General features: G+C 54.7%; 14 protein-coding genes. 9 read left to right on the top strand and 5 right to left on the bottom strand.

All coding sequences use genetic code 11. The features are described 5' to 3' along the window. Nucleotides 1–145: 145 nt before the first annotated feature. The 5 genes from MOY_RS07170 to MOY_RS07150 form a co-directional block, all read right to left on the bottom strand. Nucleotides 146–1,069 (bottom strand): GNAT family N-acetyltransferase, encoded by a 924-nt coding sequence (locus MOY_RS07170; protein WP_009098143.1) that lies wholly within the window; start codon nucleotides 1,067–1,069, stop codon nucleotides 146–148. 29 nt (nucleotides 1,070–1,098) lie between these two features. After that, entirely contained in the window at nucleotides 1,099–2,937 is a 1,839-nt protein-coding gene (glmS, locus tag MOY_RS07165) for a glutamine--fructose-6-phosphate transaminase (isomerizing) (RefSeq protein ID WP_009098140.1), read from the bottom strand. Nucleotides 2,938–3,001: 64 nt separating this feature from the next. Then, nucleotides 3,002–4,369: a bifunctional UDP-N-acetylglucosamine diphosphorylase/glucosamine-1-phosphate N-acetyltransferase GlmU gene (gene glmU, locus MOY_RS07160; protein ID WP_009098138.1), complete on the bottom strand. Its 1,368-nt coding sequence runs from the start codon at nucleotides 4,367–4,369 to the stop codon at nucleotides 3,002–3,004. Between the two features lies 1 nt (nucleotide 4,370). Next, the gene (locus MOY_RS07155; RefSeq protein WP_009098137.1) at nucleotides 4,371–5,492 is read right to left on the bottom strand and encodes an FAD:protein FMN transferase; all 1,122 of its coding nucleotides are present in this window, start codon (nucleotides 5,490–5,492) and stop codon (nucleotides 4,371–4,373) included. A 31-nt stretch (nucleotides 5,493–5,523) separates the two neighbouring features. Next, nucleotides 5,524–6,324, bottom strand: coding sequence for an undecaprenyl-diphosphate phosphatase (locus MOY_RS07150; protein WP_009098135.1), 801 nt, complete (start codon nucleotides 6,322–6,324; stop codon nucleotides 5,524–5,526). A 618-nt stretch (nucleotides 6,325–6,942) separates the two neighbouring features. Here MOY_RS07150 and mgtE point away from each other — a divergent pair. Genes mgtE through MOY_RS07105 form a run of 9 tightly spaced genes read left to right on the top strand, consistent with a single transcriptional unit; the run spans nucleotide 6,943 to nucleotide 15,337 of the window. Next, nucleotides 6,943–8,292: a magnesium transporter gene (gene mgtE, locus MOY_RS07145; RefSeq protein ID WP_009098134.1), complete on the top strand. Its 1,350-nt coding sequence runs from the start codon at nucleotides 6,943–6,945 to the stop codon at nucleotides 8,290–8,292. Nucleotides 8,293–8,311: 19 nt separating this feature from the next. Next, nucleotides 8,312–9,022, top strand: a complete 711-nt coding sequence (locus tag MOY_RS07140) for an MgtC/SapB family protein (RefSeq protein ID WP_009098132.1) — start codon at nucleotides 8,312–8,314, stop codon at nucleotides 9,020–9,022. Continuing rightward, nucleotides 9,019–10,188, top strand: a complete 1,170-nt coding sequence (locus MOY_RS07135) for a cation diffusion facilitator family transporter (RefSeq protein WP_009098129.1) — start codon at nucleotides 9,019–9,021, stop codon at nucleotides 10,186–10,188. The genes MOY_RS07140 and MOY_RS07135 overlap by 4 nt, the downstream gene beginning before the upstream one ends. Nucleotides 10,189–10,240: 52 nt before the next feature. Next, nucleotides 10,241–10,705, top strand: coding sequence for a Na+/H+ antiporter subunit E (locus tag MOY_RS07130; protein ID WP_035540371.1), 465 nt, complete (start codon nucleotides 10,241–10,243; stop codon nucleotides 10,703–10,705). A 51-nt stretch (nucleotides 10,706–10,756) separates the two neighbouring features. Then, complete coding sequence (locus tag MOY_RS07125; protein WP_009098125.1) at nucleotides 10,757–11,008, top strand: monovalent cation/H+ antiporter complex subunit F; 252 nt, start codon at nucleotides 10,757–10,759, stop codon at nucleotides 11,006–11,008. Beyond that, nucleotides 11,001–11,321, top strand: coding sequence for a monovalent cation/H(+) antiporter subunit G (gene mnhG / locus MOY_RS07120; RefSeq protein WP_009098123.1), 321 nt, complete (start codon nucleotides 11,001–11,003; stop codon nucleotides 11,319–11,321). Before MOY_RS07125 ends, mnhG begins: the two co-directional genes overlap by 8 nt. After that, the gene (locus MOY_RS07115; protein WP_035540339.1) at nucleotides 11,293–12,228 is read left to right on the top strand and encodes a hydrogenase subunit MbhD domain-containing protein; all 936 of its coding nucleotides are present in this window, start codon (nucleotides 11,293–11,295) and stop codon (nucleotides 12,226–12,228) included. The genes mnhG and MOY_RS07115 overlap by 29 nt, the downstream gene beginning before the upstream one ends. Then, complete coding sequence (locus tag MOY_RS07110) at nucleotides 12,225–12,530, top strand: NADH-quinone oxidoreductase subunit K (RefSeq protein WP_009098120.1); 306 nt, start codon at nucleotides 12,225–12,227, stop codon at nucleotides 12,528–12,530. The genes MOY_RS07115 and MOY_RS07110 overlap by 4 nt, the downstream gene beginning before the upstream one ends. After that, nucleotides 12,524–15,337: a proton-conducting transporter transmembrane domain-containing protein gene (locus MOY_RS07105; RefSeq protein WP_009098118.1), complete on the top strand. Its 2,814-nt coding sequence runs from the start codon at nucleotides 12,524–12,526 to the stop codon at nucleotides 15,335–15,337. The genes MOY_RS07110 and MOY_RS07105 overlap by 7 nt, the downstream gene beginning before the upstream one ends. Nucleotides 15,338–15,354 lie beyond the last annotated feature (17 nt).

Below are 15,354 nucleotides of genomic sequence, written 5' to 3'. Positions count from 1 at the left end.
CTGCGCGCACCGACCCGTTGCGTCGAAACGCCAAGACATGCGTATCGGGCTAGTATACCGAGAACCCAAAGAGTAAGAAAATGCTACTAAGCGCCGCAATTTAACCTACTTCAACCTTATTCACGAATGCTCTCCCAAAAGTGGCTCATTCCGGCCACTCTTCAGGATGCCAGGCTAATAAACGCTGTTGGGCATAGCACCTAAATCCGCAGCGTTCATAAAGCCGCTTGGCAGGCACGTTGCTAGCATCCACCGTTAATACTAACTCGTTAGCCCCCGTTTGTGCCGCCAGCGCAAAGGCGTGCTTGATGATTGCCTGGCCTAGCCCTTTTCCCCGCCACGCAGGCAGTAGCCCCATCAAGAGTAGTTCACAGCGCGGGGTGGTAGGGTAAGGCGCCAGCAGTAAGACGCCTACACACTGTTTTTCAACCCCTTTTTCACACGCTTCTTGATAGTGCACCTGATACCAATGAGCAGGCGCTTGGGGCGCTTTGGTATAGAAGCCAGCCAGCAGTTCATCTATTGAAAGCAGCTGGTGCAAAGCAGGGCAGTCTAAAGAGTCCTGGCTAACGGCCTCGACTAAGGTTAGCTGCTGTGCGGACGTTAGCGCGCTGAAAGGAACTAGGGTTATCAACGGTGTAGAAGGCTGCTTGCCTCCTGTGCTACACCGAAGATGCTCAAGTTCGGCCATAGGCCGCATACCTTGGGCTACCAACGGCGCTTGCCACGCAAACTGCTGCGGCGCTAACAGGGTATGGCAGAGCGTAATCCTTTGCTGCTTTGCCCATTGGCACGCCACGTTTATTAGCGCAAGGCCCGTGCTATCCAGCATCTTCGGTAACCATAGCTGAGCGGTACGGTTGGCTAACGGTTGAACCCACACCGCCGCTGCAATTCGCCCAGCCTGCTGGGCTATCCATAGGCCTTGCCAGTTAAAAGTAGGGGTCTTCTTCACCTCCGCTAGCGCTTCCTGCAATCCAGGCTGCAAGGCGGCATCGTGTACTGCGGCTAAATGCAGCAGCGCCTCCCGCCGCTGGGCGGCGGGGCATTCGACAAGCGTAGCGTTCAAAAAACACCTCGCTGTGGAACTTGGAGTAATTACTCGACAGTTACGCTCTTTGCCAAGTTACGGGGCTGATCCACGTCGGTACCTTTTAGCACGGCAACATGGTAGCTGAGGAGTTGCAGCGGTAGGGTGTAAAGAAGCGGCGCCAGCGCTTCATGCACTTGGGGCAGCTCCAGTACACGAATATCATCTTGCTCGCTGATACCCACGCTGTGGTCGGCAAACACAAATAGCTGGCCGCCTCGGGCGCGTACTTCCTGCAGATTGGATTTAAGCTTTTCAAGCAGGTCATCGTTAGGCGCAACCGAAATGACCGGCATTTCACTATCTACCAACGCCAATGGCCCGTGTTTAAGCTCGCCAGCGGGGTAGGCTTCGGCATGAATATAGGAAATTTCTTTCAACTTAAGCGCCCCTTCAAGTGCGATGGGGTAGTGGGCGCCACGGCCTAAAAACAGCGCGTGGTGCTTTTCAGCAAACGCCTGCGAGAGTGCTTCAATTTGGCTATCCAGCGCTAAAACCTGTTGGCAAAGCGCGGGTAGCTGACGCAGTGCCGTGACGATCTCAGCGATCAAGTCGGTTTTTTCGGGCTGACCTTTGGCTTTGCTCACCGAGAGCGTCAGCAGCATCAGGGCGACTAACTGTGTGGTGAACGCTTTGGTAGAAGCTACGCCAATTTCCGGGCCTGCCCGGGTCATCAGCGCCATATTGGACTCACGCACCAACGAGCTGCCTGGTACGTTACAAATCGCCAAGGTACCTAGGTAGTTGAGCGTTTTGGCAAAGCGGAGCGCGGCCAAGGTATCGGCGGTTTCTCCCGACTGAGATAGGGTGACAAAGAGCGTGCCTTCGGGCACTACAGGGTGGCGGTAGCGATACTCAGAGGCCACTTCTACCTGCACCGGAACCCCAGCGTAGCGCTCAAGCCAGTAGCGCGCCACTAACCCCGCATGATAGCTGGTGCCGCAGGCAATAATATGAATATGGCGGGTGTTTTCAAACAGCGCCTGAGCCTCTGGGCCGAAGCTTTCCACCAGCACGCTGCTAGCACTTAAACGGCCTTCAAGGGCAGCGTTGATCACCTCCGGCTGCTCAAAAATCTCTTTCAGCATGTAGTGGCGGTAATCGCCTTTACTAGCGGCGCCGTCACCGTGTTCAAAGGTATGAATGGGCCGTTCTACCCCATTGCCCTGGTGATCCACAATGCGAATAGACCCTTGCTCGCCAAGTTCTACTAAATCGCCCTCCTCTAGGTAGATAAAGCGGTCGGTGACCTGCAAAAGCGCCAGCGGGTCAGAGGCTAAAAATGCCTCATCAATTCCCACGCCCACGACGAGCGGGCTGCCCTGGCGTGCGCCAACGACGATGCCCGGCTCAGCAGCACTCATTACGCCCAGTGCATAAGCGCCGCCCAACCCATTCACAACCTGCTGGATGGCCTCAAACAGACCCAACCCGCTTTGCAGTTTATCTGCCAGCAGGTGGGCAATAACTTCGGTATCGGTTTCTGAGGTAAAGGTATAACCGCTCGCTTGAAGCGTTGCCTTAATGTGTTCGTAGTTCTCGATAATACCGTTGTGCACCACGGCAACCTGGTCGCTACTATGGTGCGGATGAGCATTGGCTTCAGAAGGCTTGCCATGGGTAGCCCAGCGGGTATGGGCGATACCGGCGACGCCGGGCAGCGCCGACTTGGCTAGCTGCTCTTCAAGGGCTACCACTTTCCCCAAAGCGCGATGACGGGTTAGCGCGCCGTCATGAAGCACCGTCATGCCAGATGAGTCGTAACCGCGGTACTCTAGGCGTTTAAGCCCTTCTAGCAAGATTCCTTGCACATTACGTTGCGCAACCGCAGCGACGATGCCACACATAGACGATTCTCCTTGGCGTTTTAGCGCGCTTTTAGAACACTAATAAAGTAAATAACCGGCCGAATTAATTGGTCTTTTTCACCGGACGCGGCCAGCCAGCTTTTTCCAGCTGCCGGCTACGGGTGACAGCCAGCGCCTGATCGCTAACGTCTTTAGCGATGGTGGAACCAGCACCCACGGTAGCCCCTTTACCCACGGTGACCGGCGCAACAAGCGCACTATTGGAGCCAATAAAAGCGTCATCACCAATCACCGTGCGGTGCTTATTGGCGCCATCGTAATTACAGGTAATCGTACCTGCACCGATGTTAACGTTTTTGCCTAAATGGGCATCGCCAACGTAGCTTAAATGGTTGATTTTGCTGCCTTCTCCCACCTCGGTATTTTTGGTTTCAACAAAGTTGCCAACCTTAGCTTTGACCGCTAATCGCGTGCCGGGGCGTAGCCGTGCATAGGGACCTATCTGGTTCAGCCCGGCGGCTACCGTTGCTTCAATAACGCTGTGGCTCTCGATCACGCTTTCGGCGCCAATCGTGCTGTTTTTAATCACACAGTAGGGACCAATCCGCACACCTTCACCAAGCGCTACTTCCCCTTCAAACACACATCCCACGTCAATAAATACATCGTGACCACAGGTCAGCTTGCCACGTATATCAAGCCTTGCCGGGTCAGCAAGGGCAACCCCTTGTTCCATCAGCTTATCGGCCAGCTGCTGCTGATAGGCACGCTCTAGCCGGGCCATCTGAGCGCGGTTGTTCACCCCTTCAACCTCTACTGCGGTGGCTGGTTGGGCGGTACATACTTTAATGCCATCTTTAGCGGCCATGGCAATCACATCGGTTAAGTAGTATTCACCCTGGGCGTTTTCAGCGGAAAGCTGGGGGAGCCAGCGTTTTAGCTGGGCGCTGGTCATCGCCATAATACCGGTATTGCATTCGGTAATCGCCAGCTGTGCGGGAACGGCATCCTTTTGCTCAACAATAGCTACCGCGTCACCTGCCTCGTTACGCACAATGCGCCCATAACCGGAAGGGTCGTCTAGAGTGACGGTTAACAGCCCCATATGCTGCTCATCCACCTGGGCTAACAGGGCATTTAACGATTCGCGTCGAATCAGCGGCACATCCCCATAAAGCACCAGCACGTTACCACTACCTAACTGGGGCTGCGCTTGGGCAACCGCGTGGCCAGTGCCTTTTTGCTCAGCCTGAATGGCAAAGGAAACAGCACTTTCAGCGAGCGCTTCGCGCAGCTGTTCAGCGCCATGACCAATCACGACGTGGGTACGCGTTGGGTTAAGCCCAGCCGCCGTATCCAGCACGTGTTGTACCATGGGCTTGCCTGCCAAGGTGTGAAGTACTTTGGGCGTTTGCGAGCGCATGCGGGTGCCTTTTCCCGCGGCAAGGATGACAATATCGAGGTCTTGCATCTTATTCACCTGTGGCCGTTTGGCGTGGGGCAGACGGGTCTTCCCAGGCATCAATACCTAGTTCCTCCACCAGCGCGTCACCGAAATAGTTGATAAATGCGGGGGTGCCAAGGCTTTGCCATTGGCCTTCATCAATTTTAATTAACAACAGCGCATTTAGATCGTGCTCCAGTGCCAGCTGCATACCGGCTTCACTGCCGGTTACGGTTAGCGCGGTGGCCCAGGCATCGGCCCACGCATTAGAAGGGTGAAACACGGAAACAGACGCTAAACGGTTATTGACCGGGCGGCCGGTGCGCGGGTCGATGGTGTGCGAGTAGCGCTCGCCATCTTCCTCAAAATAGTTGCGGTAATCGCCTGAAGTCGCCAACGACATATTGTCCAGTGGCAGTATATGTTGCGCCTCCTGCGGCCCCGTATGAGGTACTTCGATGCCGATACGCCACGGTGTTTGCTCATCAGGATGGCGATAACCACGCGCAATAATGTCTCCCCCTAGGTTCACCAAGTAGTGCTCGATGCCCTGTTGATCAAGGTAGGCAGCTACGCGGTCGACACCGTGGCCTTTAGCAACGCCAGACAGGTCGGCGAATACATCACGCGTACGCCGCGCCTGCATGCTTTGGGTGTCTACGTCGATCGCGTCATACCCTACGATAGCTAAGCGCTCGTTTAGCTCGTCCTCAGAAGGCACTTCTTCCGGGCGGGCTTCTGGGCCAAAACTCCATAAATTGACCAAACCGCCCACGGTAATATCGAACGCACCGCCACTCTCCTCGGATACCGACCGACTAATAGAGAGCACTTCAATCAATTCATTAGAGAGGGGCTGCCACTCGTTGAGGGGTGCCTCGTTAAAGGCAATCAGCTCTGCATCGTCACGATAGGTCGACATCGCTTGATCAACGCTCTCAAGCTCTGCCAGGAACCCCTCTTCAAGCGCGTTAGCCTCGCCTTGGGTCAACGGATCCATCACCGTTACCTGATAGAAAGAGCCAAAGATAGCGCCTTCAAAACGAACGGGAGCATCCAGGGGGCGATCGTTTTCTGAACAGCCTGCAAGTAAGAAAGTGGCTAGCAGCACTACGCCGACAGCACCTGACAAACGGTGGTAGCGATTCATTATATTTCCCTTGAACAATTAGGTATGCGTATTAAAAGTGGAAAAACCACAGTAGCCAAGCACCAAACAGCACCCGGTACACTACAAACGGCTGCATCCCCAGCTTTTTAATAATAACGAGGAAGTAGTGTATGCAGAGGTAAGCACTGATGCCTGATAGCAGAGCGCCCATCAACATAGCCGGCCAATCGATCAGTTCGGGGTTTTGAATCAGCCCGACCACTTCCAAGCCACCTGCCAAAATAATCACTGGAATAGAAAGCAGGAAAGAGAAGCGTGCCGCCCCTTCTCGGCTCATGCCCACCAGCAGCGCAGCGGTAATGGTAATACCGGAACGCGAGGTGCCTGGAATCAGCGCCAGCGCCTGGGCAAAGCCGATAATCAGTACATCTTTCAGGCCCAGGCTATATTCACTACGTGTCCCGCGCTTTTTCCAGTCGGCATACCCTAACAGCAGTCCAAAACCAATGAGACTGATGCCGATAATCAACGTTGAGCGCATCTGGTCTGCTATCAAATCACGGCTTAAAAAGCCTATGACACAAACGGGTAATGTCGCTAGCGCCACCCAGAATCCTAACCGGGCGTCTTCATCGACCCCTTTACCCTGTAGAGCGGTGACGCTGCTTTTGAGCATCCGCAAAATTTCATATCTAAAGTAAAGAATAACGGCGGCTAAGCTCCCTAAATGAAGGGCAACATCAAAAGCTAAGCCTTGGTCTTCCCAGGCAGTGAGCACCGGCACTAGAATTAGGTGGGCTGAGCTTGAAATTGGCAGGAACTCGGTCAATCCCTGAACTACCGCTAATACAACAACTTGTAGCCAATCCATACGGCATCCCAATGTCAGTGAATAGTAAGCGAGAATGGACACAAGAATACACGTCAGATGAGGTGCTGTCCGCCTGCAAATTTTAAAACATTGACATCGTTTGTGGGGGCTTTTAGCATGGCGCTGCTTTTTAGTAGTGTTTTTAAATAAAGCAGTATTAAAAAGCTCATCGCTACAGCGTCTAACTTATAGACGATTACCTTTCTAATTGATTAACGAGGTTACGAGAGCAGCCCATGGAAGATCCCAGTAGTCGATTATGCATGCGTGAGGCAGCCTATAGGCTTGGCCCGTTAGCGCATACGACTAGCCTTTAAGCGCTCTCTGCTCTTTCAGGCTATCGTAGCCTGACACCTCTTATTTTGCCTACCTTACTTGCTGCCTCGCGCTCATCGCGAGGTAACTGTGTTACTCGCCATTACCAATAATTGATCGTACTGCGTTTAAGATGATGCATAGTGATAGTTAAGCCCATGATCACAAGAAAGATCATTGCTAACTATCCTAACACTCCCTTAAGCGCCGTGGATTTATAACACTCTTATAACGCTTGCAAACTTATAAGCGTTATAAGACAGGGTTGTCTCGCCTTTAAAACGGATATTCCGGAGGCGACACATGAGCTATGCCGTATTAGCTGCGTCATTACGCAGCGCTATGCAGCGCAATGACCAAAGCGCGATTTCCCACGTTGTTTCAGAAATGCAGCCTGCTGATATTGCGGATTTTGCCCGCTATGAACCAGCCTATACCGTGCTCTCTCTGCTGATGCTGCTACCCGAGGAGCAGCGTGGCTCTACATTTGGCTACCTAGAGGCCGAACAGCAGCGCGATATTGCTGAAAAAATGACAGATGAGGAGCTCGCAAAATTAGTCTCTTCAATGGATGCAGATGAGCGTGCTGATCTGTTTCACCTTGTGGAGCCTGGCCGTCAACCGGCCATACTTCGCCAGCTCTCTAAACGTGAGCGCGATGATCTGCGCAAACTAGCCAGCTATGAGGAAGGCACCGCTGGTGCGGTAATGACGTCCGAGTATGTAGCTGTCCCTGACAACATTGACGTTGCTGAAGCGTTAAGCCTACTACGTGCTAGTGCGCCGGATGCAGAAACGATCTATCAGATCTACTGTGTGGACACGCTAGGGCGCTTAAAAGGAGCGGTTTCACTGCGCCAGCTGATCTTAGCGGCGCCTCACCTGCCCATCACGGAGCTGATGGTTGAGGATGTAGTCTTCATCACTGCGGATACGCCCCAAGAAGAGGCAAGCCGACTTATTGCGCGTTACGACTTGTTGGCGCTGCCGGTGATTAACGGAGGTGAGCGCCTAGTCGGCATCGTCACCTACGATGATGCGATGGACGTCGCCGAAGAGGAAGCCACTGAAGACATACATAAAGGCGTCTCAGTGGGCAAACTGGAGGGCAGCCTACGCTCAGCTAGTTTTTTTGAGCTCTACCGCAAACGCGTGGTGTGGCTTGTGCTGTTAGTGTTTGCCAATATTTTTTCCGGCGCGGGCATTGCCCATTTCGAAGAAACCATTGAAGCCTATATTGCGCTCGTCTTTTTCCTTCCCCTGCTGGTTGATAGCGGCGGTAACGCAGGCTCGCAGGCTGCCACGCTGATGGTTCGTGGGATGGCAACCGGCGATGTACGCACCCGTGACTGGGCAAAAATGCTAGGCCGTGAAGTAGGCGTGGCACTCGGGCTTGGCTTGACGATGGCGTTAGCAGTATCAGTCGTAGGTGTTTTCCGTGCAGGGACGGAAATCGCCATGGTGGTGGCGCTCTCCATGGTACTGATTGTGATGGTCGGCAGCCTAATCGGTATGATTCTGCCCTTCATTTTGCAGCGGTTTAATGTTGATCCAGCGACCGCCTCGGCGCCACTGGTCACATCTATTGCTGACGCGTCAGGGGTGCTGATCTACTTTGCGCTAGCTACCGCTATCCTGGGCCTGCCCAGCTAATGAATCAGGAGGTCAGCTGATGACCTTATTTGCTCAACTCTCAGCTCAATTACAGCCACTATGGCCGCTAATGCTAGCGGCCGTTCTGGGCGCTTCCGTTGGGCTGGAAAGGCAATGGCGGCAGCGCATGGCGGGGCTGCGCACCAATGCACTGGTGGCGCTAGGCGCCGCCAGTTTTACCCTTATGTCGATGATGGTGGAGGGTGAAATCAGCCCAACACGCATGGCAGCTCAAGTGGTATCAGGCATAGGTTTTCTTGGTGCGGGTGTGATAATGAAAGAGGGTGCCAATATCCGCGGCCTCAATACGGCAGCGACGCTTTGGTGCTCAGCGGCTATCGGCGTCATGGCGGGCGCCGGGTTTTATGTGCCTGCCATCTTCGTTGCCGTCTGTATTCTGGCCGTCAATATTTTGCTGCGCCCGCTGGTTTTGCTGATTAACCGGCAGCCCATTGAAAGCAGTCAAGAGGAGGGAGATTGGCAGTACGAGTTAAACATTACCTGTCATAATGATCACGAAGCGCATATTCGTGCGTTGCTACTTCAGGGGTTACTAGGCGATGCGTTACAATTGCAAAAATTGGAAAGCGTCCATCGAGAAGATGAGCGCACAGTTCGCGTAACGGCCAAACTCTTGGCAACAGAGCGTCACGATGCCTTAGTTGAAAAAGTAATCGGACGCCTGAGCCTGGAACCATCAGTCAGCACGGCTGGCTGGGACATCTCATGACACAAATGATTGAGCAGCACCATAGCCAGGAAGCGAAACGGGTTACGTACATCGGTGCGTGGCTAGACGGTATTCTTAGCGTGGTCAAGGTCGCCATCGGCTTTATGGTGGGTTCAGCGGCGCTGATCGCCGATGGCATTCACTCCCTTTCTGACTTAGTGACTGACGGCTTCGTGCTGGCAGCGATTCATTATGGGCGCCAAGAACCGGATATTGACCACCATTACGGCCATGGCCGTATCGAAACCCTGACGACTCTGCTGCTCGGCAGTGTATTGATCTTCGTTGCAGGCGGGATTGCCTGGTCAAGCTTAGACCGCCTGTTCAGCGGCACCGAGGTGGGTGCCCCTGGTATGCTGGCTATCATAGTGGCCATTTTAGCACTGCTGAGCAAAGAGTGGATCTTCCGCTACACCATGCGGGTCGCCAAGCGTGTCAACTCAAAGCTGCTTGAGGCCAATGCCTGGCACTCACGCAGCGATGCGCTCTCTACAGCAGTGGTGCTGGTGGCACTCATTGGTGCCCAGTTTGGTTTTGGCTGGTTAGATGCGGTGGCCGCGATTGTGGTTGGCTTGCTGGTCGGTAAAGTCGGTTGGGATCTGTTGTGGGAGTCGGCTAGAGAGCTGGTCGACACTGCCTTACCCGAGGATGTCCAGCAGCAAATGCACGATGTCGCCTGCAGTGTCCCTGGCGTTGATAGCGTGCATGATTTACGTACTCGCCAGTCGGCTGGCTGGGTGATGGTCGATTTGCATGTGGTCGTGGGCCCTAAAATCACCGTATCGGAAGCCCATGAAATTGGTAACGAAGTAAGCCGCCGCCTGCGAAATGGGTTTCCACTGCTCACCGATGTTATTTTCCACGTAGACCCCGAGGACGACGCTGGGGAGGGCGACCCCAGCCGTTTACCGGGCCTGCCACTGCGCCCTGAAGTGGAAGCGGCATTGAATGAGCGCTGGTATCGCCATCCTGTATGGCGAACATTAAGTGAGCTACAGCTGCACTACTTGGACGATAAAGTATCGGTTTCTTTGATTATTGGTGACGCGGTGAACCAACCCCCCCAATGCCTTGCCAGCCAGCTTAAAAGCTTAGCCAGCGATATCGAGTGGCTGGGCCATGTAGAGATCCTCTTCATTACTCGCGCTGCGAGTAATGCACCTTAATACGCTTATAAGCAGGTGGCTTAGCCAGTGGCAGCTGCCTCCCTGGCCGGCATTGTTACTACGCGTAGCCTTTTATAGCGGCCTGTGGTGGGTCATCACGGAAGGTAACGGGCATATCGGGTTAGGCGTTGTGTTAGCGCTTCTCATCGCCCTGTGCGCACCGCTCAATATAGCCACTTGGCCGAAGCAGCTACGCTGGTGGAAGCTGCCGGGTTTTATCGGATTTGTACTCAAACATAGCCTTTTGGGTGCGCTTGAAGTGGCACGATTAGCATTAGCCCGACGCTATCAGGCCAATACGCACACCCAGCACTATCGCTTTCGCCGCTTAACGCATCACCCTCAGCAGTTGCTCATGGCCAACCTGGTCAACCTAACCCCTGGCACTCTGACGCTACGGCTTCACAACGATACGCTCGCGATTCACATCCTCCACCATCACCCGCAGGTAGAAGCGCAGCTTCAGGTGCTTGAAAGCCGCATCGCAGCGCTCTATGGTCTGAGTGATGAACCTTGAAACAGGATTTTTAAAGAGGGGTTAACCATCGTTTATTTACTGGCCAGCGCTGTGCTGCTGGCAAACGCTGTGGTATCGCTTTGGCGGCTCTACCGGGGGCCTACCAGCGCTGACCGGATGCTGGCGGTGGAGTTTTTTACAACGTCGGCGCTGGCCATCATACTGCTATTTAGTGCCTACTTTACCCTCCCGGCCTTAGTGGATATTGCCCTGCTGTTTGCCCTACTGGCCGCGCTGGGCACCGCAAATTTCGTTGTGCGGCACCACCCGCCCCAGCGAGAGGAGCCAGATAACGATGCGTGAGCTGCTGGGCGCTGGGTTTATTCTCCTGGGTATCCCCTTTTTTATTGCTAGTACAGTGGGCCTACTGCGCTTTCCTGATGTTTATACCCGCCTACACGCCCTTACCAAGGCAGATAACATTGGTTTAGGGCTAATCTGTTTAGGCCTTGCCCTACAGGCCAACAGTGTCGCCGTCGCCCTTAAGATAGCGCTGATTTGGGGTCTGATTCTGTTAGCATCAAGCACGGGGGCTACCTTGATTGCGACCTCCGCCATACGCCACGGCCCCGCTCCTCTGCGCCGTAATGACGAAGACACCCATGCTGGCCGTTGACCTGCTACTCGCCCTAGCGGCACTCGCCACTGCAGGCCAGTGCCTACTGCTACCCGGTCTATTTCGGGCAGTGGCCAATTTGATGGCGTTTGGTCTTGTAATGGCGCTTATTTGGGTGCGTTTAGAAGCCCCTGATGTGGCGCTAGCCGAGGCTGCCATTGGCGCAGGCATTACCGGCGCTTTGCTGCTCACCGCCCTTGGGCAGCTGCCTGCGTCCCAGCGCAGTATTCAACCTACGCGCGACCGTCCTTTACGCCTACTCATCCCCATAACGCCGTTGGTGCTGTTAATAGCCGGTGTACTCTGGGCAACCGTATTGGCTCTCCCTAAACCCGGTTTGGTTGAAGAAGTAGCAGCGGTACTGCCAAAGAGTGGTGCTGAGCATACGGTGACCGCGATTCTGCTCAACCTGCGAGGAATCGATACCTTACTGGAAATCGCCGTTATGCTTTGCGCGGTTGCCGCTATTTGGTCACTCCAACAAGCGATTCCTCCGCCAGCCCTAGGCGGCCACTACCCAGGCCTGCCGACGCTGGCGCGCTGGCTACACCCTTTGTTTTTATTGATGTTTAGCTATTTTCTCTGGCAAGGAACCCATGCGCCGGGGGGGGCTTTTCCCGCTGGCGCCGTACTGGGTGCTGGAGGCGTGTTGCTGCTGTTAACCGGCAGCATCACCTGGATGCATCAACGAGATTTTAACCTGCTGCTACGCTGGCTGCTGGCGGCGGGGTTATTGCTCTTTCTAGCCACCGCGTTAGGCGGTTTACTAATGACCGGTACGCTCTACGGTTTACCGCCTCAATTAGCGGGCTACTTTATTATGGCGATTGAAGTAGCGACGGCCCTCTCTATCGCGCTCATGTTGATGGCCTTTTATCTTTTTGGGCGGCCAGGAGCCCCGCGATGACACACCTGTTCAGCAACATAGCGCTGACCACCGAAACGCTTTTTGCCTTGGTGGCTTCTCTTCTGGTGGCGCTCGCGCTGACGAGCGTGTTTACCGCGCGGCACCTAATCCGGCGCTTACTGGCGCTTAATATCCTCTCAAGCGCGGTGTTTTTGCTGCTGGTATTAATAGCACGTACCGCCGATGGTACTGATCCCGTTCCCCACGCCTTGGTGCTAACCGGCATTGTTGTGTCGGTTAGCACAACAGCCGTGGTGCTAGCGCTCTATCTGCGTCGCTACCGCATGAAGCCACCATGCTGACGCAGCCTCTTCCCCTAAGCGCTAGCAGCATACCTGCGCTGTTAGTCATCGTCCCTTTATTGCTGTGCATAGCCGCATTTACCCAGCGTTTACGGGTTAAGCATCAGTTGATTATTGGGATATCGCTAATCGCGCTAGGCAACGCCTTAGGGGCCTGGCAGCTTAGCCTTAGCCCCGAGTGGACGCTAGGCGGTTGGGCACTACCCATAGGCATACGTTGGCACCTTGACCCCGCGGGGCTTGCGCTACTTAGCTTAACCACCGTGGTAGCTAGTGTCGCTAGCCTGACGGCCTACGGTGAAAAAGCCAAACAAGGCGAATACTGGACGCTATGGTGGTTAATGTGGGCGGCACTTAATGCCCTATGGCTCACCCAAGATCTGTTTAACGCCTATGTGGCGCTTGAGCTATTAACCTTAAGCGCCGCTGGCTTAATAGCGCTGTCACCCAAAGACCCCTACGGCTTTTCCGCGCTTCGCTATGTGATGGTGGCGCTTATTGCGTCGCTTTTGTACTTGCTGGGGGTGGGGCTTATGTATGGTACCCACGCCACGCTAGACATCAATTTACTCAGCGAGCGGGCGTCTTCTGACATGCTGCATGGAATGGCGGCACTGTGCATGACGCTTGGGCTAATGATGAAAGCGGCGCTGGTGCCAGTGCACAGCTGGTTACCCCAAGCCCACACCCGGGCCACCCCGCCGGTCAGCGCCATGTTGTCCGCAGTGGTGGTCGCGGTCGCGCTTTATTGGCTGTGGCAACTCTGGCAAGGGCCTTTCCAAGGGCTTTCGATGCAGCCACTGTTTGCCTTTTTAGGCGGACTTTCACTGCTCTGGGGAGGGTTTAATGCACTCCAACAAACGCAGTTAAAGCGCTTAATTGCCTACTCGACAATTTCTCAGATGGGCTATGCACTGCTGATCCTGAGCCTTTCCCCTGAGCTGAGCACTTACCCCCTCGCCCAGCAAGGGGCGACCACGCTGCTGGTTGCCCACGGTTTGGCTAAAGCTGGACTATTTTTAACCGCCGGTTTCCTGGTGGCTTATCACCAAAGCGACCAGTTGCGGCAGCTTACCGGCAGTGCCTATCAGCTGCCTTGGCTGTGGGCAGGCTTTGCCCTCTCAGCGGCCAGCTTAATAGGGCTACCGCCCAGCGGCGGTTTTGTCGGTAAATGGTGGCTTTTTATAGGGCTTTTAGAGCAACAACGCTGGTTAAGCGCCATCGCTTTTCTCCTGGGAACACTGCTGACCGCCGCTTACTTAGCCCGTGTGCTTACCATTGCGTTGCGCCCGGCAGCGGGCACTCCAATAACGCTGGCCCCTAGCGTCCTCTCTGCACTCGCTCCCTTACTGCTCGGCGGGTTAGCGTGGTGCGTGGGGATTATTTTATTAATTCATCATGATTACTTTTCACTGCCTCACATTGACCGTACCAACGGTTTTTTTGCGCTACCGGCACTGCTGATTTGGCCGTTAGTGCTCGCTTGGCAGCACTGGCGCCCCTCACCACCCTCACACTTTTTCAGCGTACTGCTGTGGCTAAGCGCACTGCTCCATGCCGTTGCTCTGACTGCTCAAGAGTGGCTGACGTTTTATACCGCGCTGGCTTGGCTGGGAGTGATGGGGTGGCTGTTGATTTTACACGGCACAAACCGTACTGCTGCACAGGTCTATTTGGCCATGATGCTGCTCGCAGAGGTCTTACTGTTTGCCGCGACCGCCAGCCTGGTACTACAGGGAGCGCTCAGCGTTACAAACGCCACCTTTGCCACTCTTTCAACAGGCACAGCGCTGCTCATAGGGGGAGGATTAGCCATTAAAGCAGGCGTGTTAGGCGTACACGGCTGGCTACCCATTGCTCACCCTGCTGCACCTGCGTTGGCCAGTGCGCTGCTGTCTGGTGTGATGATTAAGCTAGGTATTTTAGGGTTACTGCGGCTGACACCCCCAAACGCTGAAGGTTTACCCATTGGCCAGCTGCTGTTTTATTGGGGGCTAATGGGCGCACTTTATGGCGGCATACGCGGCACGTTAGCAACACTGCCTAAAGCGGTATTGGCATGGTCCAGCGTCGGCCAAATTGGGCTATTAACAGCAGGGCTTGGCGCACTGCTCTGGATACCTGAAAGTGATGCCCTGCGTACCGTTCTTATGCTACTGGTGATTAGCCATGGCCTCGCTAAAGCGGCGCTGTTTATTGGCGCAGGGCAATGGCGTTACCTTGCGGGCTACCAGCGATGGTGGGTAGCTGCAGGCATGGTTATCGCTGCCCTTTCACTGGTGGGCGTACCGTTGAGCGGCGGGCTATATATTAAAAGCTGGCTGACATACGCAATGAACAGCCAAGGCTTAGCGGGAGAGCTATTAACCCTGGCCAGTGTGGCAACCGCAGGCGCCATGCTGCGGTTCGGTTGGTTACTTTTAAAACATCCGACTGAATCAACGCTCGACGGCAAAACGTCACCACACCGCTGGCTCTGGGGGGGATGGTTTATCCTCTGCGCCAGCGCTTGGCTAGTGCCGCTTATTTGGTGGTGGTGGCTGCCCTACCCCGGAAGCTGGTTAGCAGCCAACATGAAAGCCCTAGGGATAGTCATGGTTAGTGGAAGCGCTGCCATAGCAATAGCGTACCTGCGTATAACCAGCGCTTTTCAGCTGCCTCCATTGCCGCTGCCGCAACGCATACCACAATGGAGCCAGGCAAGCCGCGTTCGGCTTGCCTGGCGCATTGAGCGCCAGCTACGGCACTGGCCCGTCATCGGTCTTATGCTGCTCATCGTAGCTGGGCTTTTTATAGCGATATATTAACGCATAGCGTTTGAGGT

The sequence above is a fragment of the Halomonas sp. GFAJ-1 genome (assembly GCF_000236625.2).
Classification (GTDB): Bacteria; Pseudomonadota; Gammaproteobacteria; order Pseudomonadales; family Halomonadaceae; genus Vreelandella.
This window is presented reverse-complemented; position numbering and strand designations above follow the sequence as displayed.